General features: G+C 76.8%; 19 protein-coding genes. 11 read left to right on the top strand and 8 right to left on the bottom strand.

Features of this window, described 5'->3' with window-relative positions; translation table 11 throughout:
• Positions 1-36 precede the first annotated feature (36 nt).
• The gene (locus tag ACYQBY_RS15470) at positions 37-465 is read right to left on the bottom strand and encodes a hypothetical protein (protein WP_459644771.1); all 429 of its coding nucleotides are present in this window, start codon (positions 463-465) and stop codon (positions 37-39) included.
• 102 nt (positions 466-567) lie between these two features.
• Between ACYQBY_RS15470 and ACYQBY_RS15475 the strand changes: the two genes are divergently transcribed.
• Together ACYQBY_RS15475 and ACYQBY_RS15480 are read left to right on the top strand one after the other, a co-directional pair.
• Positions 568-1854, top strand: a complete 1287-nt coding sequence (locus ACYQBY_RS15475; protein ID WP_459644772.1) for a metallophosphoesterase family protein — start codon at positions 568-570, stop codon at positions 1852-1854.
• On the top strand, positions 1851-5537 hold the full coding sequence (locus ACYQBY_RS15480) for an AAA family ATPase (protein ID WP_459644773.1): 3687 nt from the start codon (positions 1851-1853) through the stop codon (positions 5535-5537). The genes ACYQBY_RS15475 and ACYQBY_RS15480 overlap by 4 nt, the downstream gene beginning before the upstream one ends.
• 55 nt (positions 5538-5592) lie before the next feature.
• Here ACYQBY_RS15480 and ACYQBY_RS15485 read toward each other — a convergent pair whose 3' ends face one another.
• The gene (locus ACYQBY_RS15485; protein WP_459644774.1) at positions 5593-6789 is read right to left on the bottom strand and encodes a glycosyltransferase family 4 protein; all 1197 of its coding nucleotides are present in this window, start codon (positions 6787-6789) and stop codon (positions 5593-5595) included.
• Positions 6786-7901, bottom strand: a complete 1116-nt coding sequence (locus ACYQBY_RS15490) for a lysylphosphatidylglycerol synthase domain-containing protein (RefSeq protein ID WP_459644775.1) — start codon at positions 7899-7901, stop codon at positions 6786-6788. Before ACYQBY_RS15490 ends, ACYQBY_RS15485 begins: the two co-directional genes overlap by 4 nt.
• Positions 7902-8174: 273 nt before the next feature.
• Between ACYQBY_RS15490 and ACYQBY_RS15495 the strand changes: the two genes are divergently transcribed.
• Complete coding sequence (locus tag ACYQBY_RS15495) at positions 8175-8984, top strand: PIG-L family deacetylase (protein ID WP_459644776.1); 810 nt, start codon at positions 8175-8177, stop codon at positions 8982-8984.
• A gap of 9 nt (positions 8985-8993) precedes the next feature.
• Here ACYQBY_RS15495 and ACYQBY_RS15500 read toward each other — a convergent pair whose 3' ends face one another.
• Positions 8994-9707 carry an alpha/beta fold hydrolase gene (locus ACYQBY_RS15500; protein ID WP_459644777.1) on the bottom strand — a complete coding sequence of 238 codons (714 nt, stop codon included), beginning with the start codon at positions 9705-9707 and terminating at the stop codon, positions 8994-8996.
• Between the two features lie 206 nt (positions 9708-9913).
• Here ACYQBY_RS15500 and ACYQBY_RS15505 point away from each other — a divergent pair, with 206 nt between their 5' ends.
• Together ACYQBY_RS15505 and ACYQBY_RS15510 are read left to right on the top strand one after the other, a co-directional pair.
• The gene (locus tag ACYQBY_RS15505) at positions 9914-12175 is read left to right on the top strand and encodes a GDSL-type esterase/lipase family protein (RefSeq protein ID WP_459644778.1); all 2262 of its coding nucleotides are present in this window, start codon (positions 9914-9916) and stop codon (positions 12173-12175) included.
• A 127-nt stretch (positions 12176-12302) separates the two neighbouring features.
• Positions 12303-16952 (top strand): rhamnogalacturonan lyase family protein, encoded by a 4650-nt coding sequence (locus ACYQBY_RS15510; protein WP_459644779.1) that lies wholly within the window; start codon positions 12303-12305, stop codon positions 16950-16952.
• Between the two features lie 73 nt (positions 16953-17025).
• On the opposite strand, the gene ACYQBY_RS15515 is transcribed toward ACYQBY_RS15510, so the two are convergent.
• On the bottom strand, positions 17026-17553 hold the full coding sequence (locus ACYQBY_RS15515; RefSeq protein WP_459644780.1) for a flavin reductase family protein: 528 nt from the start codon (positions 17551-17553) through the stop codon (positions 17026-17028).
• A 178-nt stretch (positions 17554-17731) separates the two neighbouring features.
• Between ACYQBY_RS15515 and ACYQBY_RS15520 the strand changes: the two genes are divergently transcribed.
• On the top strand, positions 17732-18739 hold the full coding sequence (locus ACYQBY_RS15520; protein ID WP_459644781.1) for a malate dehydrogenase: 1008 nt from the start codon (positions 17732-17734) through the stop codon (positions 18737-18739).
• Positions 18740-18763: 24 nt separating this feature from the next.
• On the opposite strand, the gene ACYQBY_RS15525 is transcribed toward ACYQBY_RS15520, so the two are convergent.
• Together ACYQBY_RS15525 and ACYQBY_RS15530 are read right to left on the bottom strand one after the other, a co-directional pair.
• Positions 18764-19102 carry a DUF3017 domain-containing protein gene (locus ACYQBY_RS15525; RefSeq protein ID WP_459644782.1) on the bottom strand — a complete coding sequence of 113 codons (339 nt, stop codon included), beginning with the start codon at positions 19100-19102 and terminating at the stop codon, positions 18764-18766.
• A 90-nt stretch (positions 19103-19192) separates the two neighbouring features.
• Positions 19193-20245, bottom strand: coding sequence for a LacI family DNA-binding transcriptional regulator (locus ACYQBY_RS15530; RefSeq protein ID WP_459644783.1), 1053 nt, complete (start codon positions 20243-20245; stop codon positions 19193-19195).
• A gap of 199 nt (positions 20246-20444) precedes the next feature.
• On the opposite strand from ACYQBY_RS15530, the gene ACYQBY_RS15535 reads away from it, so the two are divergent.
• The 5 genes from ACYQBY_RS15535 (at position 20445) to ACYQBY_RS15555 (ending at position 25536) form a co-directional block, all read left to right on the top strand.
• Positions 20445-21539, top strand: a complete 1095-nt coding sequence (locus ACYQBY_RS15535) for a substrate-binding domain-containing protein (RefSeq protein WP_459644784.1) — start codon at positions 20445-20447, stop codon at positions 21537-21539.
• Between the two features lie 2 nt (positions 21540-21541).
• On the top strand, positions 21542-22576 hold the full coding sequence (locus tag ACYQBY_RS15540; RefSeq protein WP_459644785.1) for an ABC transporter permease: 1035 nt from the start codon (positions 21542-21544) through the stop codon (positions 22574-22576).
• On the top strand, positions 22573-23385 hold the full coding sequence (locus tag ACYQBY_RS15545; protein WP_459644786.1) for an ATP-binding cassette domain-containing protein: 813 nt from the start codon (positions 22573-22575) through the stop codon (positions 23383-23385). Before ACYQBY_RS15540 ends, ACYQBY_RS15545 begins: the two co-directional genes overlap by 4 nt.
• Positions 23386-23421: 36 nt before the next feature.
• Positions 23422-24318 carry an aldose epimerase family protein gene (locus ACYQBY_RS15550; protein WP_459644787.1) on the top strand — a complete coding sequence of 299 codons (897 nt, stop codon included), beginning with the start codon at positions 23422-23424 and terminating at the stop codon, positions 24316-24318.
• A 366-nt stretch (positions 24319-24684) separates the two neighbouring features.
• On the top strand, positions 24685-25536 hold the full coding sequence (locus ACYQBY_RS15555; RefSeq protein ID WP_459644788.1) for a sulfurtransferase: 852 nt from the start codon (positions 24685-24687) through the stop codon (positions 25534-25536).
• Positions 25537-25609: 73 nt separating this feature from the next.
• Here ACYQBY_RS15555 and ACYQBY_RS15560 read toward each other — a convergent pair whose 3' ends face one another.
• Positions 25610-26062, bottom strand: a complete 453-nt coding sequence (locus ACYQBY_RS15560; protein WP_459645102.1) for a GNAT family N-acetyltransferase — start codon at positions 26060-26062, stop codon at positions 25610-25612.
• Positions 26063-26098 lie beyond the last annotated feature (36 nt).

The following is a 26098-nucleotide window of genomic DNA, read 5'->3' on the forward strand; positions in this document are numbered from 1 at the left end:
GGGGGGCGCCCGGCGCGGGCGCCGGGCGGGCCGGCCTCAGGGGCGCCAGGCGTCGCCGTGGTCGGCCGTGACCACCGGGCCGCGGCGGCGGGGCAGCACCGGGCCGGTGCGCTCGGTCGCCGGGCGCGTGGGGGGCGCCACCCGCGGGCGCCCCCACGACGCCTCCCCCGGTACCGGCGGCTGCGCCTCGGGCAGCGCCGCGGCGAGCGGGTCGGCGGCCGTCCCGGCGGGCTCGCCGCCGTACACGCCGGGGGGCCGGCCGGGGGCCTGCTCGGTGGCCGCACCGGCACGCACCGCCTCGCCGCGCCGCTCGCGCAGGCCCGCCACGATGCCGTCGCGGACCGCCGAGCGCACCCGCCGGGGCACGACCACGGCGAGCACCACGGCCGCGACGATCGTCGCCACCGGCCACAGGATGAGGGAGTACGTCTGGATCGTGTAGAGAAGGGACTCGTCCTCGGGCACCGTCCGAGACTAGGGGCAGGCCCCCGCGCCGCGGGAGACCTCCGACCATGTCGTGACCTTCCGCGCCGACGTCTGTCGCCGCCATCACCTACCGTGCCGGGCATGACCGACGCCGCGTCCGCGTCCCGGCCCCCCGCGGCGCGCCCGCCGGCCACCGTGCGCATCGTGCACGCCGCCGACATCCACCTCGACTCCCCGCTGCGGGGCCTCTCCCGCCTGGGCGACGACGACCTCGCCCGGCTGCTGCGCGCCGCCACCCGCCGGGCGCTGGAGAACCTGGTGGCCCTGTGCGAGGAGCAGCGCGTGGACGCCCTCGTCCTGGCCGGGGACCTCTACGACGGCACCTGGCACGACTACGCCACGGGCCGGTTCTTCACCCAGCAGATGCGCCGCCTCGCCGACTCCGGGATCCGCGTCTTCCTCGCCTCCGGCAACCACGACGCGGAGAGCCAGATCACGCACTCCCTGACGCTGCCGCCCAACGTCCACGTCTTCGCCGTGGACTCCGCCGAGACCGTGCTCGACGAGGACCGCGGTCTCGCCGTGCACGGGCAGGGGTACGCCACCAAGGCGGTCGGCACGAACCTCGCGGCGTCCTACCCCGACCGGGTCGGCGGTCTCGTCAACGTCGGGGTGCTGCACGCGGCGGTGGAGGGCAGCGAGGGCGACCACGCCCGCTACGCCCCCTGCACCGTCGCCGACCTCGTCGCGCTCGGCTACGAGTACACGGCCCTCGGGCACATCCACATCCGCCGGGTCCTCGCCGCCGGCCCGCACACCGTCGCCTACTCCGGCAACCTCCAGGGCCGCCACCCCCGCGAGACCGGCCCCAAGGGCGCCTACGTCGTGGACCTGCAGCCCGGGGGCGAGGCGCGCACGACGTTCCACCCGCTCGACGTCGCCCGCTGGGAACGGCTCACCGTGGACGTGGACGGCGCCGCGGACTACCCGGAGGTGCTCGAGCGGGTGCAGGCGGCGTTCGCGGCGGCCCGCGACGGGGCGGACGGCCTGCCCCTCGTCGTGCGGGCCGAGCTCGTCGGCGGCACCGCCGCCGCGGCCGCTCTCGCGGACGCGGAACGGCTGCGCGAGGAGGTCGAGCAGGTCGCGGAGGTCACCGGCGTCACGTGCGAGAAGGTGCGCTCGCGGGCCCGCACCCCCCGGGCCGCCGCCGCCCTCGACGACGGGTTCACCGAGGCGCTGCGCCGCGCCGCCGCGCGACGGGTGTCCGACCCCAGCTCGATGACCCGCGACCTGAGGCTGCTGCGGACGGAGGTCGGCCGCCCCCTCGCCGAGGCCGGCCTGCTCGACCTCGCCGACCCCGACGACCTGCGGGCGCTCGCCCAGCAGGCCGCCGACGAGCTCGAGGCGCGGCTCGGGGGCCTGCGGTGAGCGCCGCCGGGACCCCGCGCCCCCGCGGCCACCTGCGCGAGGTGCGGCTGGAGCGCTACGGCGCCTTCACGGGATCGGTCGTCGCCCTGCCCGGTCCCGTGACGGTCGTCCGCGGCCCGAACGAGGCGGGCAAGTCCACCCTGCTCGCCGCCATCGCCGACCTGCTGTGGGGCCTGGAGATGCAGCCGGCGTACGCGTTCGACTACGCCCGGCCCATGCTGCGCGTCGGCGCGCTGTGGCACGGGCCGGACGGGGCCGTCGAGCTCGTGCGCACCTCCCTCGGGCTCGGCGACGGCGCCGGGCAGGCCGTCGAGGCCCCCTGGAGCGAGAGCCACGGGCGCACCGGCTGGCTGCAGGGTTTCGGCCTCTCCCACGAGGAGCTGCGGGCGGGCGGGCGGGCCGTCCTCGGCGGCGGCGGGGACCTCGCCGCGCTCGTCTACACCGCCCACCAGGGCAGCGGTGTCGACGCGGTCCTGGCGGAGCTGGACGGCGAGGCGGACCGGCTCTGGCGCAAGCGGACGAGCAGGGTGCTCGTCAAGGAGCGCGCGGAGGCGGTGCGGAGGGCGCAGCAGGACCTCGAGGGCGCCGAGACCCGCGCCGGCGGCGTCGAGGCCGCGCGCGAGGAGCTCCGCGCGGCCGAGGAGGAGGCCGCCGCCGCGGACACCGCCGCCCGCTCCGCCCGCAAGGCGGCGGACGCGGCGGCCGGCACCGCCCGCGACCTGCCCCGGGTGCGGACGCTGCTGCGGCTGCGCGCCGCGGTCGCGGAGCTGCTGGGTGCCGGCGCGGTGCTCACCGGCGCCGACCTGGACCGCCACGCCGAGGCGTCCGGGCGTGCGGGCGCCGCCCGCACGCGGCTCGACGGGCTGTCCGCGGAGCGGGCCGCCCTGCTGCGCGAGCGGGAGGGCCGCCCCGTGGAGGCCGGCCTGCTCGCGGTGGGCGCGGAGATCGACGAGCTCCGCGACGCCGCGCAGGCCCGCGCGCAGGACGCGGAGCGGGCCGGTGAGCTGACCGCCGCGGCGGACGGGGCCGCGGCCTCGGCGGGGGCGCTGCTGCGCGACCTCGGGGCCGTGGCCGCGCCGGGCACCGCACCGGAGGAGCTGCTCGAGGAGCTCCGCGTGCCCGCCGACCGCGCCGCGGACCTCACCGCGCTCGCCGCGCGCTGCACGGCGCTGGCCGAGGACGCCCGGCAGGCCGGGGAGGACCTCGCGGAGCGCCGGACGGCGGAGCGGCAGGCCGCCGGGGCGCTGGCCGGGCCGGACGAGGACGCGGTCACGGCGCTGCGGGACCTGCTCGCCGCGTCCCCCGGGGAGGGCTCGGCGGCCGCGCGGTGGCGCGCGGCCCTCACCGAGGCGGACGAGCACGCGGCGACGGCCCGGCGCGCCGCGAGCGCGGCCGGTGCCCTGGACCCGGCCGCCGCGGCGCCGGTGCTCGACGGGGCCCTGCTGCGCCGGGAGCTGGCCGCCCTCCGGCAGGCGCGCGAGGCGGCGGCGGACCGGGAGGAGATGCTCCACGGCCTGATCGCCACGGCGAGGGCCGCCGCCGCCGAGCTCGCCGAGCACGAGCAGCGGGTGCGGGTGCGGCCCGAGGACCTGCGCAGCGCCCGCGCGGCCCGCGACGAGGCGTGGGCCGCGGTGTCCGCCGCCGGCCCGCTGACCCCGGGGGCCGCCGTGGCCCTCGACCGCGCCCTCGCGCACCTGGACGCGGTGACCGACGCGCTCCTGGCCGACGCCGGTGCCGCCGCCCGGCACGACCTGCTGCTGGGCCGGCTGCGCAGCGCCGAGCTGGACGCGAGCACCATGGAGGAGGCGCACGGGGAGGCCGCCTCCCGGCGGCAGGACCTGGAGGCGGCGTGGCGGCGCCGCTGGGCCGACGCCGGCGTGTCGGTGCCCGGGGACGACGCGCTCGGCGACGTGCTGCGCTCCCTCGGCGAGGCCCGGGAGGCCACCACCGCGGCCGCGGCCGCCCGGGCCCGCGCCGAGGCGCTGCGCGGCGACGTGGAGGTGCAGCTCGGCGCCCTCCGGGAGGCGCTGGAGCGCGCCGGCGCGGAGGGTGCCGCGGCTCCCGACCTCGACGTGGCCCTGGCGGCGGCACGCCGGATCGTCGCGGAGGCCGACGCCGCCGGGGGGCGCCGCGCGGTGGCGGAGGAGCGCACGCGGGACCGGGAGCACGCCGAGGAGGACCACCGCCTCGCCGCGGCGGCCCTGGCCGCGGCCGAGGAGGAGTGGCGCGCCGCCGCCGGCGCCGCGGGGCTGCCCGGGGGTGCCGGGCCGGCGGGCTGGGCCCAGCGGCAGGCCACCCTGGAGCGGGCCGCGGAGGCGCTGCAGCACAAGCGGAACCACGAGGCGTCCGTGCGGGTGCTCACCGACCGGGTGGCGGACTTCCTCGCGCGGGTGGCCGGGCTCGCCGCCCGCCTCGGGGAGGACCCCGGCGCGGCCTGCGACCTCGCGGGCGCGCGGGCGCTGCTCGCCGGGCTCGGCGCCCGGCTGGGCGGCAGCCGCACCAACGAGGAGGTCGTCGCGGGCCTGGACCGCAGGCTGTCCGCGCTGGCGGACGAGCAGCGGCTCGTGGAGGAGGAGCTGGATGCCGCCGGGGCCGAGCTGGAGCGGCTGCGCTCGGCGGCCGTGCGGTGCAGCCCCGAGCCCCCCTGGCCGGTCGTGGCGGCCGTCGCGCTCCCCGACGAGGAGGCGCTGGCGGACGCGGCGGAGCGGGGCGGGCGGGTGCGGCGGCTGCAGGAGGACGAGGCGTCCGCCGTCGCCCTGCTCGCGGAGTCGCACCCGGACGTGGAGGTTCTGCTCGCGGGCCTGGCCGAGCGCGACGACGTCGACGTGCAGGCGGACGCGGACCAGCTCGCGCGGGCCCGCGACGAGGCCGACCGGGCCCTGACGTCCGCCCAGCAGGCGACCGGCGCCGCGCGCAGCGCCCTCGAGAAGCTCGAGCGCGCCGCCGACGCCAACGTGCTCGCCGCCCGCTGCGCCGAGGCGCTGGCGGGGCTGGCGGAGGCCACCGAGCGGTTCGTCGTCGTGGACCTCCAGCGGCGGCTGCTGCGCGAGCAGCTCGAGGAGTTCGCCGCGCGGCACGCCAACCCCCTGCTCGAGGAGGCCGGGGCCCTGCTGTCCGCGCTGACCGGGGGGCGCTGGAGCGCGCTGCGCGCGGCCGACGACGGCGGGCGGCGCACGCTGTGGGTGCGCCGCGCCGACGGGAGGGAGGTCCTCGCCGGGGACGGGCTCTCGGAGGGGACGGCCGACCAGGTCTTCCTCGCGCTGCGCCTGGCGGCGATCGCACGCCAGCACCGCGCACTGGTCGCCACCACGGGCCGGGACCTGCCCGTGGTCCTCGACGACGTGCTCATGACGTTCGACGAGGAGCGCGTCGCCGCCGCCCTGCGGGTCCTGGCACGCCTCGGGGACGACCTGCAGGTCATCGTGCTGACGCACCACGCGCACGTGGCGGACGCGGCCCGCGAGCTGGGGGTGGACGTCACCGCGCTGCCCTCCCCGGGCCCGCTCGGCGCGGCGCCGGCGCCGGCCGCGGCACCGGCGGGGCGCGGTGCCGCCACGGGTGGGCGCACCGACCCGCAGGTGGTGCGGGCGTGGGCGCGCCGGGAGGGCATCGAGGTGAGCGCGGTGGGCAAGCTGCCGGAGGAGGTCCGGCGGCGCTACCGCCAGGCCCACGGTCTGGACTGACGGCGCCCGGACCGACGGCGGGCGCCACCCGGGAACCCGCCGCCCGGGTCGCCGCTCAGGTGTGGCGGCCCCGCTGTGACGCCACCAGCTCCGCGTCCGCCAGCGCCGCGCGCACGTCGATCGTGCGGGAGCGCGGCCGGGGCGTGCGCAGCGGCGCTCCGGCGGCGGCGTACTGCGCCAGGCCCACCCGCAGCACCGCCGGCCAGGTCATGGCGGGCTCGGTGGCGAGGTTGTGCGCCCGCACCCGGGCCAGCACGTCCGGGGAGGAGGCCAGCCGCGCCACGACCGCGGCCATGTCGTCGTCGTCACGGGCGAGGAAGCCCTCCACGCCCGGCGTCACGAACTCCTCCACGCCGCTGCCCGCGAACGCCACGACGCTCAGCCCCGCGCAGCGCGCCTCCAGCGCGGCCAGCCCGAACGACTCCAGCCGCGCCGGGGCCAGGTACACGTCCCCCGCGGCGAGGTGCCGGCGCACCTCGGCCCTGCTGCACCGGCCCGGCATGTCGACCCAGCCGGCCATGCCCGCCGCGTGCACCCGCCGCCGCGCCGCCTCCCACATCGGCCCGTCGCCGAGCAGGACGGCGCGCAGCCCCACCGCCGGGTCCACCGCGCGCCGGGCCTGCTGCAGCAGCCGCAGCAGCGCGTGCGGCCGCTTGCGCCGGGCGAAGCGCAGCGCGCTGACCAGGGTGACGGCGCCCCCGCCGGCGGGGCGCGCCCCTTCCCGCGGGCGCCACGCCGCCGGGTCGATGCCGTTGTGCAGGACGCTGACCGGGCGGCCCACGGCCTCCTGCAGGGGCCGGGCGGCGACCCGGCTGACGGCGGTCCAGCGGATCGCGGACACCGCGGGGGCGCCGAGGGCGGCGCGCATCGCGGCGGTCGCGGCGCCGTCGCGGACCATGGAGTGCAGGGTCAGGACGACGGGCAGGCCCAGGGCGCACGCCTGCCGGGCCGCGGCCCACGCCAGCGGCGAGACGACGGAGGAGTGCACGTGCACGACGTCGGCGTCCGGTGCCCGCAGCGCCGAGCGCAGCAGCGCCGGGCCCCCGCGGGGGTCCAGCAGGCCCCGCACGGGCAGCCGCACCACCGGCGTGCCGGGCGCCGCGGTCTCCTGCGCGGGCTCGCCGGCGGGGGTGGCGGTGAGGACGTGGACGTCCAGCCCGGCGGCGCGCTGGACCGCCGCGAGGTCGTGCACGTGCGTCTCGATGCCGCCGAGCCGCGGGAGGTAGCAGTCGGTGACGTGGAGGACCCTCACCGGGCGGCCTTCCCCGCCCGGCGGTGCAGCAGCCAGCCGGCGAGGGCCAGCCCGCCGACGGGGATCTCCAGCAGCACCACGAACGCGCGGTAGAGCAGGACCCCGGCGACGGCCGACGTGGCGGGCACCCCCGCCGCGACGAGGACGGCGGTGCTGCCGGCCTCGGCGAAGCCGGTGCCGCTGGGCGTGATCGGCAGCATGGTGGCGAGCCGGTCCACGGCGAAGGCGACGAGGACGAGCGCGGCGCCCGCCGGAGCGCCCCCGGCGTGCAGGCAGCCGGCGAGCAGGAGGGCCTGCAGCAGCAGGTAGCCCAGGGCGCCGGCGCCGAACTGCCGCCAGCGCCCGCGCAGGGCCGCGACGGTGTCGCGCCGGAACGCGGGCAGGTCGACGCCGGGACGGGCCGGGGGGCGGGCGGTGCCGCGCAGGCGGGCCCGCAGCGCGGCCGCGGCGCCGGTGACGGCCTGCAGGAGGCGGCCCAGCAGCACGGACACGCGGTCGCTGACCAGGAGCAGCGCGCCCAGCAGGCCCACCACGCCGCACGTGAGGAGCAGGGCGCGGGCGCCCCGGACCGGCTGGGCGCCGCTCGCGTGCCAGGAGACCAGGGCGACGGCGAGGACCGTGCCGGCGACGAGGACCTTGCTCGCGACGTCGACGACGTTGGAGACGACGGTGAAGGCGGCGGTCTCGCGGCGCGTGTGGCCCCAGGAGGTGGTCATGGCCGCGTTGAGGGCGACCCCGGCGGCACCGCCCAGCGGCAGGACGTTCGCCACCGCGCTGCCGGAGAGGTTGAGCAGGAGGGCGCGCCGCCGCGTCAGGCCGGGCATGGCGGCGGTGAGCACGCCGGTGTAGCACCACAGCCCCGCCAGCCACAGCCCGAGCAGCGCCACCCCGGTGGTGGGGGGCACCCGGGAGACGACCCCGACGACGGCGGCCCAGCTGGTGCCGGCGGCGCGGGGCACGAGGGCGACCAGGGTGGCGGCGACCGCGAGGGCGAGCAGGGACAGGAGCGTGCGGCCGGCGCGCCGCGCCGTGGACCGCTCGCCGGGCGGCGCCCACCGCGCTGCGGGCGTCGTGCCCGGCAGCGCCACGGGGTCGGCGGCGGGTGCGGTCAAGGCGGCTCCTGCGTCTCTGGTGCACCGCCCCCGCGCCGGGGGCTGCTGCGGACCGCTGGCCCGGGCGGGTCGGCGCCGGGTCCAGGCTGCGCCGGGCGCAGCGGGGTCCACGGTACGAGGTGCGGACCTCCCCTCGGCCGGGGCGCGCGTGAAGGAACCGGATGGACGCCGTGGTGGACCCGCAGGTCGCACAGGGTGACCGTTCGGGCACACCGGAAGGGGGACGCCGGGCGGGGTGCGGGGGGCCGGGAGGGCGGCTGGGAGGCTGTGCCGGTGCCGTTCACCGTCGTGTCCTTCCACGCCCACCCCGACGACGAGGCGCTGCTGACCGGCGGGACGCTCGCGCGGGCCGCCGCGGAGGGTCACCGCGTGGTGCTGGTGACCGCGACGGACGGGGACGCGGGACCGACGTCGGAGTCGGTGCGGCGCTCGGGGGACCTGGGCACGGCCCGGGCGGCGGAGCTGGAGCGCGCGGCGGCGGCGCTGGGGTGCGCGCGGGTGGTGCGGCTGGGCCACGCCGACTCGGGGTGGGGCTCCAGCGCCGCGCGGCCGGGTAGCACCGGTTTCAGCGCGCTGGACGTGGACGGGGCGGCCGCGGGGCTCGCGGCGGTGCTGGCGGAGGAGCGCGCCGACGCGGTGACGGTGTACGACCCGGCCGGCGGCTACGGCCACCCGGACCACGTGCAGGTGCACCGGGTGGGGGTGCGGGCCGCGGAGCTGGCGGGCACCCCGCTGGTGCTGGAGGCGACGGTGGACCGCACGCTGGTGCGGCGCGCGCTGCGCCTGGCCCGGCTGGTGCCGCGGCTGGACACCGACCTGCTGGCGCACCGGCTCGGGGAGGCGTTCACGGCGCGGGAGGACCTGACCCACCGGGTGGACGTGCGCGCCCACCTGGACGCCAAGCGGGCGGCGCTGGCCGCGCACGCGAGCCAGGCGGCGTCGGACTCGGGGACGCGGGGCCTGGCGCTGCTGCTGCGGCTGCCGCGGCCGGTGTTCGCGGCGCTGCTGGGCCGGGAGTGGTTCACCGAGCGCGGCCGCACCCCGGGTGCGCCGCTGGACGACGTGTTCGCCTCGCTGCGCTGAGGGGCGGGCTCAGCGGGCGGGGGTGTCGGCGAACCCGTCGAGCGCGGCGAGGAAGCCCTCGAGGTCGTCGCGGAAGACGCTGTGCCCGGCGGCGGCGACGGTGCGCACGGTGAACCCGGCGCGGCGCAGGTGTGCGGTCTCGGCGTCGCCGACGCACTCGCTGCCGTCGGCGCGCACCACGAGGGAGGGCACGGGCGCCGTGGTGGGCAGGGAGGGGCCGGTGCGCCGCACCTCGTCGAGCAGGGTGAGGGAGGCGGGGTCCCAGCGGCTGCGCCCGGCGAGGACGTAGTGCAGGTCGCTGGGGCTCCAGCGGGGGTTCTCCCGCGCGAGCTGCTCCCCCGTCCGGGCGGGCGCGAGGCGGAAGCGCTCGAGGGTGGCGGGGTCGGTGCCGGGGCCGAGGTGCCAGGGCGGGTCGACGTAGACGGCGGCGCCGGGCTGCAGCCTGCTCACGGCGGCGGAGAGCACGAGCCCTCCGAAGGAGTGGCCGACGGCGAGGGCGGGGCGGGCGGGGACGGTGTCCAGGAGCGCCTCGACGCACCCGGCGAGGGTGTAGCCGCCGCGGGGGCTGGAGCCGTGCCCCGGCAGGTCCACGGCGACACAGGCGTAGCCGGCCTCGGCGAGGCGCGGTGCGACGCGGTGCCAGGCACCGGAGTCGGAGGTCATGCCGTGGAGGAGGACGGCGCAGCGCTCACCGGAGCCCCAGGAGCGGGTGGACAGGTGCACGGGCGAGAAACTATCGCCCCGGTGGGAGCGCGGTCACCGCGACGGCCCGCGAGCACGCAGCGCGAGCGCCCGGGTGCGTTGCGAGAGCTGGGTGTTGACACCCGCCGAGCGGCGCGACGATACTCCTGAAACGTTACACGGAAAGCGGTCTCCCGATCGCCGCCCGTCAGCGCTCCTCCTGTCACCGTCGATCGGAGTCGCCGTCCATGGCACCGTCGCACCGCCCCCTGCGCCCCGCCCTCGCCCTGCCCGCCGTCGCGCTGGCGGTGACCGGCCTGACGGCCCCGGCGGCCGCCGGCGCGGAACCCCCCGCGACCACCACCGCGACCACGGGGGCCACCGAGGTCCTGCGGCTGGACGCCGGGCCCGGCGCGCTGGCCGGGGGCTACCGGCGCCTCGACGCCACCACGGCCTACTCCCCCGCCACCGGCCTCGGCTGGGCGGACCCCTCGAAGGTGACGGGTGTGGACCGGGGCACCGCCGACCCCCTGCGCTCGGACTTCACCCGGGTCGCCAGCACGGAACTGCGGCTGGACCTGCCGAGCGCCGACTACCGGGTGAGCCTCGTCGCCGGGGACGCCGCCGGGGCCACGGACGTGCGCGTCGTCGCGGAGACCATCGAGAAGGTCCCCGCCACCCGGCGGGCCGCGGGGCAGTTCCTGGAGACGTCCTTCGACATCGCCCTCGTGGACGGGCGGCTCGACCTGGAGATCGGCGGCACCGCCGCGAACCTCGCCGCCGTCGTCGTGACCCGGCTGCCCACCCGCGAGCGCGGCGAGAAGCCCACCGTCTACCTGGCGAGCGACTCCACCGTGATGACCTACGGGGAGGCCACCGCCCCGCAGGCCGGCTGGGGCCAGGAGCTGCCGCGCTACCTCAGCGGGAACGTGCGCGTGGACAACCGCGCCATCGGCGGGCGCAGCTCCCGCTCCTTCATCTTCGAGGGCCGCCTCGACGACATCCTGCTCGGCATCCGGCCGGGCGACCACCTGCTGGTGCAGTTCGCGCACAACGACTCCACCCCGCAGCGGCCCGCCCGGTACGCCACGCCGGAGCAGTTCAAGGAGTTCCTGCGCACCTACGTCGAGGGCGCCCGCCAGCGCGGCGCCGTCCCCGTGCTGGTGACGCCGATGGGCCGGCGGGTGTACGAGCCGACGACGGGGAAGTTCGAGCCGAGCTTCCCCGAGTACGTCGCGAAGATGGAGGAGCTGGCGGCGGAGCTCGACGTGCCGCTGGTGGACCTCAGCGCCCGCAGCGTCGCCTGGTACGACGAGATCGGTCCGGAGGGCACCCTGTCGGCGTTCCTCTACGTGCCGCCGGGGGTGTACCCCGCGTACCCGCAGGGCCTGGAGGACCAGACCCACTTCCAGGAGTACGGGGCGAGGCAGCTCGCCCGGATGGTCGGCGAGGGCCTCGCCGAGCTGGACGTCCCGCTGGCCCGCGAGGTCCGCACGCCCCCGCCGCCCGCCGCGGTGCCCACCGCCCCGCGCGGCGTCCGCGTCGGCAGCGTCTCGGCGGGCGGGGCGGTCCTGCAGTGGGAGGCCTCGGCCGGCGCGGACCTGTACCGGATCTACCGCCGGGAGTCCGGTCAGCCCTCGGGCGCGTTCCGCCTGGTGAGCACCTCCACCGTCCCCGTCGTCCACCTCGGCGGGATGCGCGAGGCCACGCGGTACGACGTGCGCGTGGTCGCGGCCAACGACCGCGGCGAGTCCTCCGCGACCACGGTCCACCTGAGCACCCCGGCGGCGCTGCACCGCTTCGACCTCGGCCCGGCCGGCGCGACGGTCCCCGCCGGCTGGACGGGGATCGACCCCACCTCGGCGTACACCGCCGCCCGCGGGTACGGCCTGACCGCCGGCGGCACCCCTGTCGCCGGGGACCGCCCCGAGGTGGGCGACGCGGTGCAGCGGGACTTCCTCGCCTCCCCCGGCGCGGCGTACGGGTTCACCGTCGACGTGCCGAACGGGGTGTACGCGGTCCGCACCTGGCACGGGGACTTCACCGAGGTCTCGCGCACGAGCGTCATGGTGGAGGGCGTCGCCCGCGGCACCTCGGTCGCCCAGAAGCGCACCGTCAACGAGAAGATCGTCAACGACGTGCGCGTCACCGACGGGAGGCTCGACCTCGCCTTCGCCGGGGACAGCGCCCACGTCAACGGCATCGAGGTCACCGCGGTGCTGCCCACCCCGGCCGCCCCGGAGCTGCGCAGGGTCCAGTGGCACGAGGACACCGCCACCGCGACCGCGTCCCTGCAGTGGCAGCCGGTCCCCGGCGCCGTGGCGTACCGGGTGCACCGCACCGCGGCCGGCGGCACCCCGGAGCTGGTGGAGGAGACCCGCGGCACCCGTTCCGGTGACAAGGGACTGCGCCCTGGCCGCTGGTCGTACACCGTGACAGCGGTGGACGGCCGGGGGGTGACCTCGCTGGTGTCGGCGCCGGTCGACGTCGTGGTCGCCGCGCCCGCCTGAGCACCCGCAGACCCGATCCGCCTCCCCGCAGGGGAGGGCCCGCCCGGCCCTCCCTCCCGCCGGCCTGCCCGCAGGGCCCGCCCGCGCCGCCCACTCCCGCACCACCGCCGATCGGAGCCCCGCCGCCATGGCACCACCCCGCACCCCCCGCTCGCTCCTCGCCGTCCCGGTGATCGCCCTGGCGGCCACCTGCATCAGCCCCGTCCTGCCCGCCGCCGCGGTGGAGGTCGCCCCGGGCGCCTCGCTGCGGCTCGACTTCGGTCCCGGCGCCACCGCCGCGGACCACACGAAGGTCGAGGCCGGCACGGCGTACTCCCCCGGCGCGTTCGGCTTCACCGACCCCTCGAAGGTCACGGGCACCGACCGGGGTGGCCCCGACGCGCTGCGCTCGGACTTCGTGACGGCGCGGGACACGACGTTCTCGGTGGACCTGCCGAACGCCGACTACACCGTCTCCCTGGTCGCCGGGGACGCGACGGGCCCCACCGAGATCGCGATCAGGGCCGAGAGCATCCAGAAGGTGCAGACGACCGCGAAGGCGGCGGGGCAGCACCTGGAGATGAGCTTCGACATCGCCCTCGTCGACGGCCGCCTCGACCTGGACCTGACCGGCGCGAACCCGAACCTCAACGGCCTGGTCATCACCCGCAGGGATGCGCGCACCGCCGGGGAGAAGCCGACGGCGTGGCTCGCGGGGGACTCCACCGTCCAGACGTACGACCCGTACTGGAAGCCCGAGGCCGGCTGGGGGCAGATGATCCCCCGCTTCTTCAGCGACCGGGTGGTCTTCGAGAACAGGTCCATCGGCGGGCGCAGCTCCAAGTCGTTCCTGGTGGAGGGCCGTCTCGACGAGGTGCTGCGCAACATCCGCCCCGGGGACTACTTCTTCGTGCAGTTCGGGCACAACGACGCCACCGTGAGCCGCCCCGAGCGCTACGCCTCCCCCGCGGACTACAAGAACTACCTGAAGGTGTACGTCGAGGGCGCCCGCCAGCGCGGCGCGACGCCCGTCCTGGTCACGCCGGTGGGCCGGCGCGACTTCGACGCCGGCACCGGGAGGTTCAACGTCAGCTTCCCCGAGTACGTGCAGGCGATGAAGGAGGTCGCCACCGAGACGGGGGCGACGCTGCTGGACCTGTCCGCCGCCAGCCGCGCCTTCTACGACGAGGTCGGCCCCGAGGGCACCAAGGCGGTGTTCCTGCACGCCCAGCCCGGGATCTACCAGGCGTGGATCAACGGCGTGGAGGACAACACCCACTTCCAGGAGTACGGCGCCATCCAGATCGCCCGGCTCGTCGCCACCCTGACGAAGGGCTCCCCGCTGCCGCTGGGCCAGCAGGTGCGGGAGGTGGAGCCGCCCGCGGCCGTCCCCGCGAAGGTCGAGGGCCTCGCCGTCGGCAGCATCAGCAACGCCGCCGCGACCGCCCGCTGGAACCCCGCCGCCGGCGCCGACGTGTACCGGGTGTACCGCAAGAAGGCCGCGGAGCCGGACGGCGCCTGGACCCTCGTGGGCGCCACGACGGTGCCCTCGCAGCCGGTCGGGGGTCTGGCGGAGGGCGCGGCGTACTCCGTGCGGGTCGTGGCGGTCAACGGCCGCGGCGAGTCCGCCCCCTCCGAGGCGGTCACGTTCACGACCCGCTCGGCGAACCTGCGTTTCGACTTCGGCCCGGCCGGGGCGCCCGTCGCCGCCGGCTACACCGGGGTCACGCGGGCGGACGTGTACACGCCGGAGAAGAAGTACGGCCTCGTGGGCAACACCGCCGCGATGATCGACCGCGACCGCGGCGCGGCGGTGGACGACCTGCGCCGGGACTTCGTCGCGTACTTCAACAACTCCTACGAGTTCAGGGTCGACCTGCCCAACGGCACCTACGCCGTGAAGTCCTACCACGGCGACCTCTCGGGGACGGTGCGCAGCAACGTCCGCATCGAGGGCAAGGACCACGGCGCCGCCAACGCCTCGCGGGGTACCGCGGAGAAGGTCGTCAACGAGGTCGCGGTGACCGACGGCCAGCTGAACTTCACCGTCTCGGGGGCGACCGCCCACCTCAACGGCCTGGAGATCACCCCGCTGCTGCTGGCACCCGCGGCGGTCACGCTGGACTCGAAGTCCCTGGAGGAGGACCCCGCCACCGCGGCGCTGTCGTGGACCGCGGCCGAGGGCGCGGTGAAGTACCGCGTGTACCGCGGCGAGCCCGGTGCGGCCAGGCCGGCGCTGCTCGGGGAGGTCACCGGCACCACGTTCACCGACGCCACCGCCGACCTCGGCATCGAGCACTCCTACCGCGTCACGTCCGTCGACGCCGCCGGGCTGGAGTCCGTGCCGTCGGCGCCGCTGCTCGTGCCGATGATCGACCCGGCGGTGGCGAAGGCGCCCGTGCCCACGGGGCTGAGCGCCACCGACGTGCAGAAGAAGTCCCTCACCCTCACCTGGACCGGGGACGCCGCGGCCCGCTCGTACCGGGTGTACCGGGCCACGAAGCAGGACGGGCCGTACACCCTCGTCGGCCGCAGCGCCGAGCCGCGCTTCACCGACACCACGGTCCTGACCACGATCCCGTACTTCTACCGCGTCGCCGCGGTCAACGCCGGTGGGGTCTCGGAGCAGTCCGCGCCGGTGGAGACCCCCGCGGTCACCGTCCTGAAGCGGCCGATGGAGTTCCTGGACCGCGCGCCGGTCGCCGTCACGACGGAGAAGGGCGTGTACGTCGGCTGGCGCCTGCTCGGCCTGGACCCCGCGGACCTCGGTTTCCACGTCTACCGCGACGGCACCCGCATCACCCAGGCCCCCGTGACCGGCGCCACGAACCTCCTCGACCCGGCCGGGACGGCCACGTCGAGGTACCGCGTCGTGCCGGTCAGCGGCGGGGTGGAGCGCCCGGGCACGAAGGAGTTCGGCGTCCGGGGGGAGCAGTACCTGCCGGTGGAGCTGGACAAGCCCGCCGACGGCTACACCAGGGACGGGCAGCCCTACACCTACAGCGCGGGCGACGCGAGCGTCGGGGACCTCGACGGCGACGGCACGTACGAGGTCGTCGTGAAGTGGGACCCCAGCAACGCCAAGGACAACTCCCAGGCCGGCTACACCGGCGAGGTGCTCCTCGACGCGTACCGGCTGGACGGCACGCGGATGTGGCGCATCGGCCTCGGCCCGAACATCCGCGCCGGCGCGCACTACACCCAGTTCCTCGTCCAGGACCTCGACCTCGACGGGAGGGCCGAGGTGGCGCTGAAGACCGCCGACGGCACCGTCGACGGCACCGGGAAGGTCATCGGCAGGGCGGGGGTGGACCACCGCAACTCCACCGGGTACGTCCTGCTGGGCGACGAGTTCCTCACCGTCTTCGACGGCCGCACCGGTGCCGCGCGTGACACCATGCCCTACGACCCGCCCCGCGGGGACGTGGCGTCCTGGGGCGACGCGTACGGCAACCGCGTCGACCGCTTCCTCGCCGGGGTCGCCTACCTCGACGGCGAACGGCCGAGCATGGTCTTCAGCCGCGGGTACTACACCCGCACGGTGCTGGCGGCGTACGACTTCACCGACGGGAAGATCGTCAAGCGGTGGAGGTTCGACACGAACGAGGACGGCCTGGCGGAGTACGCCGGGCAGGGCAACCACAACCTCTCCGTCGCCGACGTGGACCGCGACGGCAAGGACGAGATCACCTTCGGCGCGATGGCGGTCGACGACGACGGCACGCCGCTGTACAACACGAGGCTCGGCCACGGCGACGCCCTGCACCTCGCCGACCACGACCCCGCCCGTCCCGGGCTGGAGACGTTCGCGGTGCAGGAGCACACCGACGCCCCGTACGGCTTCGCGCTCCGGGACGCCGAAACCGGGGAGATCCTGTGGGGCAAGCGCACCGGCGTCGACACCGGCCGCGGGCTCGCCGTGGACATCGACCCGCGCCACCCCGGCAGCGAGGCGTGGGCGTCGAACATCACCAACGCCCAGCAGCAGCAGGTGAGCGCGCTGTTCAACGCCCGGGGCGAGCAGATCGCCGACAGGGTGCCGTCCTCGACGAACTTCGGCGTCTGGTGGGACGGTGACCTGCTGCGGGAGCTGCAGGACTCCAACCGCATCGACAAGTGGAACTGGAACACGTCGACGACGGACAACCTCCTGACCGCCACCGGGGCGTCGTCGAGCAACAGCACCAAGGCGAACCCCGCCGTGCAGGCCGACCTGTTCGGCGACTGGCGCGAGGAGGTCGTGTGGCGCTCCGCGGACTCGCAGGAGCTGCGCATCTACACGACCACGGACGTCACGGAGCACCGGATCCGCACGCTCATGCACGACCCGGTGTACCGCCTCGGGGTGGCCTGGCAGAACGTCGGCTACAACCAGCCGCCGCACACCTCCTTCCACCTGGGTGTGGGCATGCAGCAGCCGAAGGCCCCGAGCATCCTCTACACCGGCGCCCCCGCCCACGAGTTCGGGAACTTCGACGGGCCGGTGTCCACCGGCGGGCAGAACACCGTCAACGCCGGGCGCACCGTCCCGCTGAAGTGGCGCGTCGTCGGCCACGACGGCGCACCGGTGACGGACCTGAAGGCGGCGACCGTGACCGCGCGCACCGCGGCCTGCGGTGCGGGCACCACCCCGGACCTGCCGCGCGAGGAGACCGCCGGTGGCCTGCAGAACCTCGGGGACGGCTGGTACCAGGTGAACTGGCGGACCCCGAAGTCCTACGCCGGCTCGTGCAAGACGGTCAGCGTGGACGTCGGCGGCGGCACGGTGGGCGGCACGCTCGTCACCTTCACGAAGTAGCACCCGCCACGACCGGCGACGCCGCGGTCCCCTCCCCGGGGCCGCGGCGTCGCCGCGTCCGCCGCAGCGGCCCTCAAGGCGCGGCGACCCGCAGGTGCCGGCCGGGGCCGGCGGGCAGGAAGGAGCCGTAGGCGCGGTCGTGGTGCACCAGCGGCGCGGCGCCGCCGACGGCGACGTCCCGCACGTCCCCCACGACGACGACGCTGTCCCCGGCGGGGGTCAGGGTGGTGACCCGGCCCGCCACCCGGGCCGCGGTGCCGGCGAGCTCGGGCAGCCCGTCCTCGCCCCACCCCCAGGAGGAGGGGTCCGCGAAGCGCTCCGCCGCCGGTCCGGCGAAGCGCCGGGCGAGGGCCTCCTGGTCCGCGGCGAGCAGGTGCACCGCGTAGCGCCCGCCCGCCCGCAGTACGGCCAGCGTCGAGGACGTCGCGCCCACGTTGAACGACAGCAGCGGCGGGTCGGCGGAGACGGAGGTCACGGAGATGGCGGTGAACCCGGCGGGCTCGCCGGCGGCCGCGGCGGTGACCACCCAGACGCTGCTCGCGGCGCGGCGGAACGCGGCCCGCAGCCCGTCGGGACCGGCCTCGCCGGGGGTGGACCGCATGCGGGGGCTCCCTCCGGGACGGGTGCGGGCGGGTACCCGCCGGCGCTCCCCAGCGTCGCCGCGCGTGCGGGAGGGTGCAAACCGGGCGGGGTGGCGCGGGAGCGGTGCGGGCACGGGTTAGCGTGCCGCCGGTGCCGCGCCGACCGGGCCGGCACCCGCCGAGCGCTGGAGGACCCCTGTGACAGACGCAGCCGCACGCACGACCCCGGTGACCGTCACCGTGACCGGTGCCGCCGGGCAGATCGGGTACAGCCTGCTGTTCCGCATCGCCTCCGGCGCGATGCTCGGGCCGGACACCCCCGTGCGCCTGCGGCTGCTGGAGATCACCCCCGCGCTCGGCGCCGCCGAGGGCGTGGCGATGGAGCTGGACGACTGCGCGTTCCCGCTGCTGGCCGGCGTGGACATCAGCGACGACGCGCGGGTGGCGTTCGAGGGCGCGAACGTCGCGCTGCTCGTGGGGTCCCGGCCCCGCACGAAGGGCATGGAGCGCAAGGACCTGCTGGCGGCCAACGGCGCCATCTTCACGACCCAGGGCCGTGCCCTCGCCGAGGCCGCCGCGGACGACGTGAAGGTCCTCGTCGTGGGCAACCCCGCGAACACCAACGCGCTCATCGCCCTGTCCAACGCCTCCGGCGTGCCCGCGGAGCGCTTCACCGCCATGACCCGGCTGGACCACAACCGCGCCGTGGCCCAGCTCGCCCGGCGGACCGGGACGCCCGTGGCGCAGATCTCCGGGGTCACGGTGTGGGGCAACCACTCCGCGACGCAGTACCCCGACCTCACCGCCGCGACCGTCGCGGGCCGCCCGGCGCTGGAGGCCGTGGGCGACCCGGAGTGGGTGGGCGGGCACTTCATCCCCACCGTGCAGCAGCGCGGCGCGGCGATCATCGAGGCGCGGGGCGCCTCGAGCGCGGCCAGCGCCGCCAGCGCCGCCGTCGACCACGTCCGCGACTGGGTCCACGGGACCGCCGAGGGCACCTGGACGTCCATGGCCGTGGTCTCCGACGGCTCCTACGGCGTGCCGGAGGGCCTGGTGTCCTCGTTCCCCGTCACGACGGCCGGCGGGTCGTGGAGCATCGTGCAGGGCCTGGCGGTGGACGCCGCCTCCCGCGCGCGGATCGACGCGAGCGTCGCCGAGCTCGCCGGGGAGCGCGAGGCGGTGCGGGAGCTGGGACTGCTCGGCTGACGCGCGGCGCGGGTGGTGCCGGCGTCAGGCCGTGGTCGGCACCACCCACGCCAGCCCGGCGCACGCCGCCGCCAGCGCCAGCAGCACCACGACGTCCACACCGCGGGAGCGCACCGCCAAGGCGCCGGCGACGCGGACGGGCAGGACCAGGCGCAGCACGGCTGCGACGAGCAGGTCGGCCCCCAGCACCACACCACCGGCCCGGGGCCCGGCCGCGACGGTGACGACGAGGGCGAGCACCACCCCGGCGAGGACCCCGTACAGCACCCCGTCACCCGGGGGCACCTCGTCGTGGACGTGGCGGGCGCCCGGGTGCCCCTCCCCCGGCCGGGCTCCGTCCGGACCTGCCCTGCCCGTGGGCACCGGTGGTGCTCCTCCCGTGTCGCGGGGTGCGCGCCGCGCGGCGCGCCGGTGCAGGTTACCGGCGCGCGCCGCGGCCCGGCCCCGCCGCGCTCAGCGCCCCGGCGGCGGGATCTCCCCGGAGCCGCGGCGCACCATCGTGGCCGGGATGGTGACGTGCCGGGGCGGGGAGGTGTCCCCCTCGATGCGGGCCAGGACGAGGTCGGCCGCGGCCCGCCCCATGGCGGGCAGGTCCTGCCGCACGACGGTGACGGCGGGGCGCAGCAGGTCCGCCAGCGGGACGTCGTCGAAACCGACCAGCGCCACCCGGTGCTCCGCGCCCCTGCGCTGCAGGGCCCGCACCGCGCCCACGGTCAGCAGGTTCTGCGCGGCGAACACCGCGGTCGGCGGCTCGGCCAGCTGCAGCAGCTCCGCCACGGCCGCCTCCGCCGCGTCCGGCCCGCGCAGGCCGGTGCGCACGAGACCCTCCTGCAGCGGCAGGCCCGCCTGGCGCAGCCCCTCCGCGTAGCCGGCGTACCGCTCCTGCACCGTCCACAGCGTCGGGCGGTCCCCGAGGTGGGCGATCCGGCGGTGCCCGAGCGCGGCGAGTCGCAGCACCACCTCCCGGCTCGCGTCGCGGTTGGTGGTGGTGACGCAGTCGGTGCCGCCGAACGCCGGGGGCCGGTCCACCAGGACCACGGGCATGCCGCGCCGGTGCTCGGCGTGCAGGTGGTCGGGGTCCCCGGGCCGGTGCCCCGCCAGGGGCATGGCGATGAGCCCGTCGACGCGGCGGGAGGCCAGCGCGGAGAGGATCTCGCCCTGCCGCTGCGGGTCGTCCTCGTCGCTGCCGGCGAACACCAGGAACCCGCTCTCCAGGGCGCGGGCCTCCACGGCGCGCAGCAGGGCGGCGTCGAAGGGGTTGGACAGGTCCTCCACGACCACGCCGAGGGTGGTGCTGCGCCCGTCGGCGCGGCGCAGGCTGCTGGCCGAGAGGTTGGGTCGGTAGCCGAGGCTGGCGGCGGCCTCCAGGACCCGCCGGGCGACCTCGGCCCCGGCGCCCGGCTCGTCGTTGATGACGCGGGAGACCGTCTTGATGCTGACCCCGGCCATCGCGGCGACGTCGCGCATGGTCGGCTCGGAGCGCCGCTGCCGCCTCACCGCGTCCACCGGCACCTCGCACCTGGGGTCAAGAGTGGGTAACGGCCCCTTCCGCTGCCCTGCCGACGAGGTTAACGTCAACGGTGTCGTCCCGGCGTGCGTCCGCCGGCAGGGTTCCCGGCCGACCGGCGTGCCGGACCGCACCACGTTCCACCCGCCCCGGCGGGAGCTCGCTACGTCAACGATGTCTGAGCGACAGGAGCACACGATGTCCCTCCCCGTCCCCCCGTTCCCCGGCTCCTCGCCGTCCACCCGGCGCCGCAGGGCGGCCGTCGCGCTGCTGGCGGTGCCCGTCCTCGTGCTCACCGCCTGCGGCGGCGACAGCGGCACCGCGACCGGCGGCGGCGACGGTGACGAGGCCCTCGTCGGTCTCGTCACCAAGACCGACACGAACCCCTTCTTCGTCAAGATGAAGGAGGGCGCGACGCAGGCCGCCGGCGAGCAGGGGGTGCAGCTGCAGTCCTTCGCGGGGAAGAAGGACGGCGACAACCAGTCGCAGGTCGACGCCATCGAGAACCTCATCGGCGCCGGCGCCAAGGGGATCCTGCTCACCCCCAACGACTCCAAGGCCATCGTCCCCTCGGTGGACAAGGCCCGCGCGGCCGGGCTCCTCGTCGTCGCCCTCGACAACCAGCTCGAACCCGCCGACGCCGCCGACGCCACCTTCGCGACGGACAACTACCAGGCCGGCCTGCTCATCGGCCGCTGGGCGAAGGCGAAGTTCGAGAAGGAGGGCAAGGAGGCGAGGATCGCCCTGCTCGACCTCAACCCCAACGGGGTCACCGTCGACTACCAGCGCGACCAGGGTTTCCTGGAGGGCTTCGGCATCGACGTCGAGGACAAGACGAAGATCGGGGACGAGTCCGACCCGCGGATCGTCGGGCACGACGTCACCGACGGCGACCCCGAGGGCGGCCGCACCGCCATGGAGAACCTCCTGCAGAAGGACCCCGCCATCAACCTCGTCTACACCATCAACGAGCCCGCCGCCGCGGGCGCGTACGAGGCGCTCAAGGCCGCGGGCAAGGAGAAGGACGTGACCATCGTCTCCGTCGACGGCGGCTGTCCCGGCGTGGAGGACGTCAAGGAGGGCGTCATCGGCGCCACCTCCCAGCAGTACCCCCTGAAGATGGCCCAGATGGGCGTGGAGGCCGTCGCGAAGTTCGCGAAGGACGGCACCAAACCGCAGAACACCGAGGGCAAGGACTTCGTCGACACGGGCGTCACCCTCATCACCGACCAGCCGATGGACGGGGTGGAGTCCGAGGACACCGCGTTCGGCCTCGAGAACTGCTGGGGCTGACCGTGGCGAGCACCCTCGACGCGGACCACACCGCCGGGAGCCCGCTGGCCGAGCACGTCGACGACAGCCCGCTCGCCCGGCTCCAGCACCTGCTGCACTCCCACGCCGTGCTCGGTCCCGCCGCGGTCCTGCTGCTGGCGGTCCTGCTGTTCTCGCTGCTCTCCGACCGGTTCCTGCAGCCCTCGAACATCGCGCTCATCCTCCAGCAGACCGCGGTGGTGGGGACCATCGCGGTCGGCCAGACCATCGTCATCCTCACCGCGGGCATCGACCTGTCCTGCGGCGCCATCATGGTGCTCTCCTCGATCGTGATGGCCAAGGTCGCCGTCGACCACGACGTCCCCGGGCCGCTGGCCCTGCTCCTGGGGTTCGTGCTGGGCACCCTGTGCGGTCTCGTCAACGGCCTGCTCATCACCCGCCTGAAACTCCCCCCGTTCATCGCCACCCTCGGCACGCTCAGCGTCTTCTTCGGCCTCAACCTCTGGTACTCCGGCAGCGCCACGATCCGCGGCAGCGACATCCCGGACCTGCTCACGTGGACGGGGCAGTTCTTCCGGGTCGGCGGCACGAACGTCACCTACGGCTCGGTCATGATGGTGCTCCTCGTCGCCGTCATGGCGTTCGTGCTGCGCTCCACCGCGTGGGGCCGGCACGTCTACGCCACCGGTGACGACGCCGAGGCCGCGCGGCTGTCGGGCATCCGCACCCCCCGGGTCCTGCTGAGCGTTTACGCCGTCGCCGGGGCGATCTACGCACTGGGGGCGTGGATCCTCATCGGCCGCCTGGCCTCGGCCAGCCCGCAGGTCGGGCAGGACACCAACCTCGACTCCATCACCGCCGTCGTCATCGGCGGCACCAGCCTGTTCGGCGGCCGGGGCGCCATCGTCGGGACCCTCGTCGGCGCGCTCATCGTCGGGGTGTTCCGCAACGGCCTCGTCCTCGCGGGGGTGGACGCCCTCTGGACGACCGTGGCCGTCGGCGCGCTCGTCATCGTGGCCGTCTCCCTCGACCAGTGGATCCGGAAGGTGAAGGCATGAGCCTGGTGGAGCGGACCGCTCCGGAACCCGCCGGGCCGGCTCCCGCGCCGATCCTGCAGGCCCGCGGCCTTGTCAAGCGCTACGGCCGGGTCACCGCCCTCGCGGGGGCGGACCTGGAACTGCTGCCCGGGGAGATCCTCGCCGTCATCGGCGACAACGGGGCCGGCAAGTCCAGCCTCATCAAGGCCCTGTCCGGTGCCCTGGTGCCCGACGAGGGCGAGATCCGCCTCGACGGGGAGGCCGTCTCCTTCAGCACCCCCATCGACGCCCGCAACGCCGGGATCGAGACCGTCCACCAGACGCTCGCGGTCGCGCCGTCCCTGGACATCGCGGCGAACCTGTTCCTCGGGCGGGAGCGCCGCCGCCCGGGCCCGCTGGGGTCGGTGCTGCGGATGATGGACCGCAAGGGCATGCGTGAGGAGGCCAAGCGGCACCTCGACGACCTCGGCGTGATGACCATCCAGAACCCCGGGCAGGCGGTGGAGACGCTCTCCGGCGGGCAGCGGCAGGCCGTCGCGGTGGCGCGGGCCGCCGCCTTCGGCAGCCGGGTCGTCATCATGGACGAGCCCACCGCCGCCCTCGGCGTGCGGGAGTCCCGCGCGGTGCTGGACCTGATCCTGCGCGTGCGCGAGCGCGGCCTGCCGGTGATCCTCATCAGCCACAACATGCCCCACGTCTTCGAGGTGGCCGACCGCATCCACATCCAGCGCCTCGGCCGCCGCAAGGCCGTGGTGGACCCGCGGAGCATCTCGATGTCCGACGCGGTGGCGATCATGACCGGGGCGATGGAACCCCCGGAGCAGGGCTGACGCCCCCACCCCCGCCCGGGACCCCTGGGGCTCGCCGTGCCGGGTTTCGAGATCCAGCGGGGCCGTTTCGGCGGCCACGGCACCGTGGAGGTGCACAACGCCGAGGAGGGCGTGCACGTCGTCGTCAGCTGCCTCGGGGCGACCCTGCTGCGCTGGGTGCGCGGGCACGGGGACGAGCGGCTGGACCTCGTGGACGGCTACCTCGGCGCGGCGGAGCTGCGCGCGCAGGACGGTGCGCGCGGCGCCGTCGTCGCGCCCTGCACCGGCGCGGGCTGGTCCCGCGGGTACGGCCTGGTGCGCACGGCGGAGTTCGAGGTGCGCAGCTGCAGCGCGGGTGCGGGCGCGGCGCACCTGACGTTCGCGGCGGGCGCGACGGGCCCGCGGGCCGCCTGGCCGCACGAGGTCGACGTCACGGTCGACTACACGGTCACCGCCTCGGGGATCGACGTGGCCGTCACCGGCCGCAACGCCGGGACCTCCCCCGCGCCGTGGCGCTGCGGGTGGCACCCGTGGTTCCGGCTCGGGGCGCCGGGCGCCGACGAGCTGGAGCTGCGGGTCCCGGCGGCCTCGGTGCTGCCCCCGGACACCGGCGGGGGAACCGGCGCGGACACGGGTGGGGAGACCGGCGGCGGGCCGGCGCCGGACCTGCGCACGTCCCGCAGCCTGCGGGGGGTGCGGCTGGACACCTGCTACGGGGACCTGCGGGTGGACGCGGACGGGCGGGTGCGGACCACGCTGCGGCACCGGGCCGGTGGGCGCTCGCTCACGCTGTGGCAGGCGCCGGGGGTTCTGCGGGTGTCGACGGGCGACACCCTGGGGCGGGACCGGCGCCGCTCGGTCGCCCTGGCCCCGGCGGAGGCGCCGTCCGCCGCCGCGCCCCTGGAGCCCGGCCGCAGCCGCACGTTCACCGCCGGGGTCACCGCGACGCTGTGAGGCGCGCCCCGAGCCCGCCCATCTCCGGGTTTGGGCGCTCCCGGACACCCCCCAGCCCGCCCATCTCCGGGTTTGGGCGGGCAGCGGCACCCCCCACCCCGCCCATCTCCAGATTTGGGCGGGCAGCAGCAGCCCCCAGCCCGCCCATCTCCAGGTTTGGGCGGGCAGCAGCACCCCCCACCCCGCCCATCTCCAGATTTGGGCAGGCAGCAGCAGCCCCCAGCCCGCCCATCTCCGGGTGTGGGCGGGCAGCGGCAGCCCCCAGCCCGCCCGTCTCCGGGTGTGGGCGGGGACGGAGCGACACGGCGGGTGCCGGCACCCCGGGGTGCCCGCGACGCCGTGGGGCGCCGGTGCCACGATGACGCCATGACCGACGCGCAGGCCGGCCCGTTCGTGAGCGTCGCGGAACTGCGGCGCCTGCTGGACTCCGCGGCCCCGCTCGTGCTGCTGGACGTGCGCTGGCGCCTCGGGGACCCGCACGGCCGCGAGCACCACCGCGCCGGGCACCTGCCCGGTGCGGTGTTCGTGGACCTGGACGCGGAGCTGTCCGCACCGCCGTCGCCGCGGGCCGGGCGGCACCCGCTGCCCGGGGCGGCGGACCTGCAGCGCGCCGCCCGCAGGTGGGGGCTGCGCGCGGGGGCGCAGGTCGTGGCGTACGACGACTCCGGCGGCGCGGCGGCGGCACGGGCGTGGTGGGTGCTGCGCTGGGCGGGCTGGGACGCGGTCCGGGTCCTCGACGGCGGGCTCGGCGCGTGGCAGGCGGCGGGGCTGCCCCTGGAGGCGGGCGAGGTGGTGCCCGAGCCCGGTGACGTCGTGCTCGGCTCCGGGCGGATGCCGGTGCTCGACGCGGACGGGGCCGCGGCCCTGGCGCGGGACGGGCTGCTCCTGGACGCCCGGGCGGCGGAGCGCTACCGCGGGGAGAGCGAGCCGGTGGACCCCCGCGCCGGGCACGTGCCGGGCGCGCGGAACCTGCCGCCGGGCACGCTGACCGGCCCGGACGGGCTCCTGCTGCCGGGCGCGCAGGTGCGGGAGCGGCTCACCGCGCTGGGCGCCGCGCCCGGGGTCCCGGTCGCGGCGTACTGCGGCTCCGGGGTGTTCGCGAGCCTGGCCGTCGCGCAGCTCGCCGCCGCCGGGATCGACGCGGCGCTGTACCCGGGCTCGTGGTCGCAGTGGTCGAACGACCCGGCGCGCCCGGCGGCGACGGGAATAGAGCAGTAGGGACCGCGACGGGAACAGAGCAGTAGGGACCGCGACGGGAACGGCGCAGTAGGGGCCGCGACGGGCGGGGAGCTCACAGCTCCCGGGTCATGAACACGCTGTGCGGGTCCTCGCGGTAGGAGCCGAACGGGCCGCACGCGGTGAAACCGTGCCGGGCGTACAGGGCGCGGGCGGGGGCGAAGAACCCCATCGAGCCGGTCTCCAGGCTGATCCGCCGGTAGCCGCGGCGGCGGGCCTCGGTCAGGAGGTGCTCCAGCAGCCGCGTCGCGAGGCCGGTGCCGCGGTGCGCGGGGGCCACCCGCATGGACTTCACCTCGCCGTGGGCGGGGTCGAGCTCCTTCAGGGCCGCGCACCCGGCGACGGCGCCGGAGGCGTCGAGCACCGTCCAGAACGTCACGTCGGGGCGGCGCAGCGCGTCGAGGTCGAGGGCGTGGACGCTCTCCGGGGGCGAGACGGACCGCATGTCCTGCAGGTGCTCGGTGAGGAACTCCGCGATCGCGGGTCCGGCCAGGTCGTCGCGGACGATCTCCACTCGGAACTCCTCGGGGTGGGACGGCGGACG

Source organism: Kineococcus anabasis, from assembly GCF_054590795.1.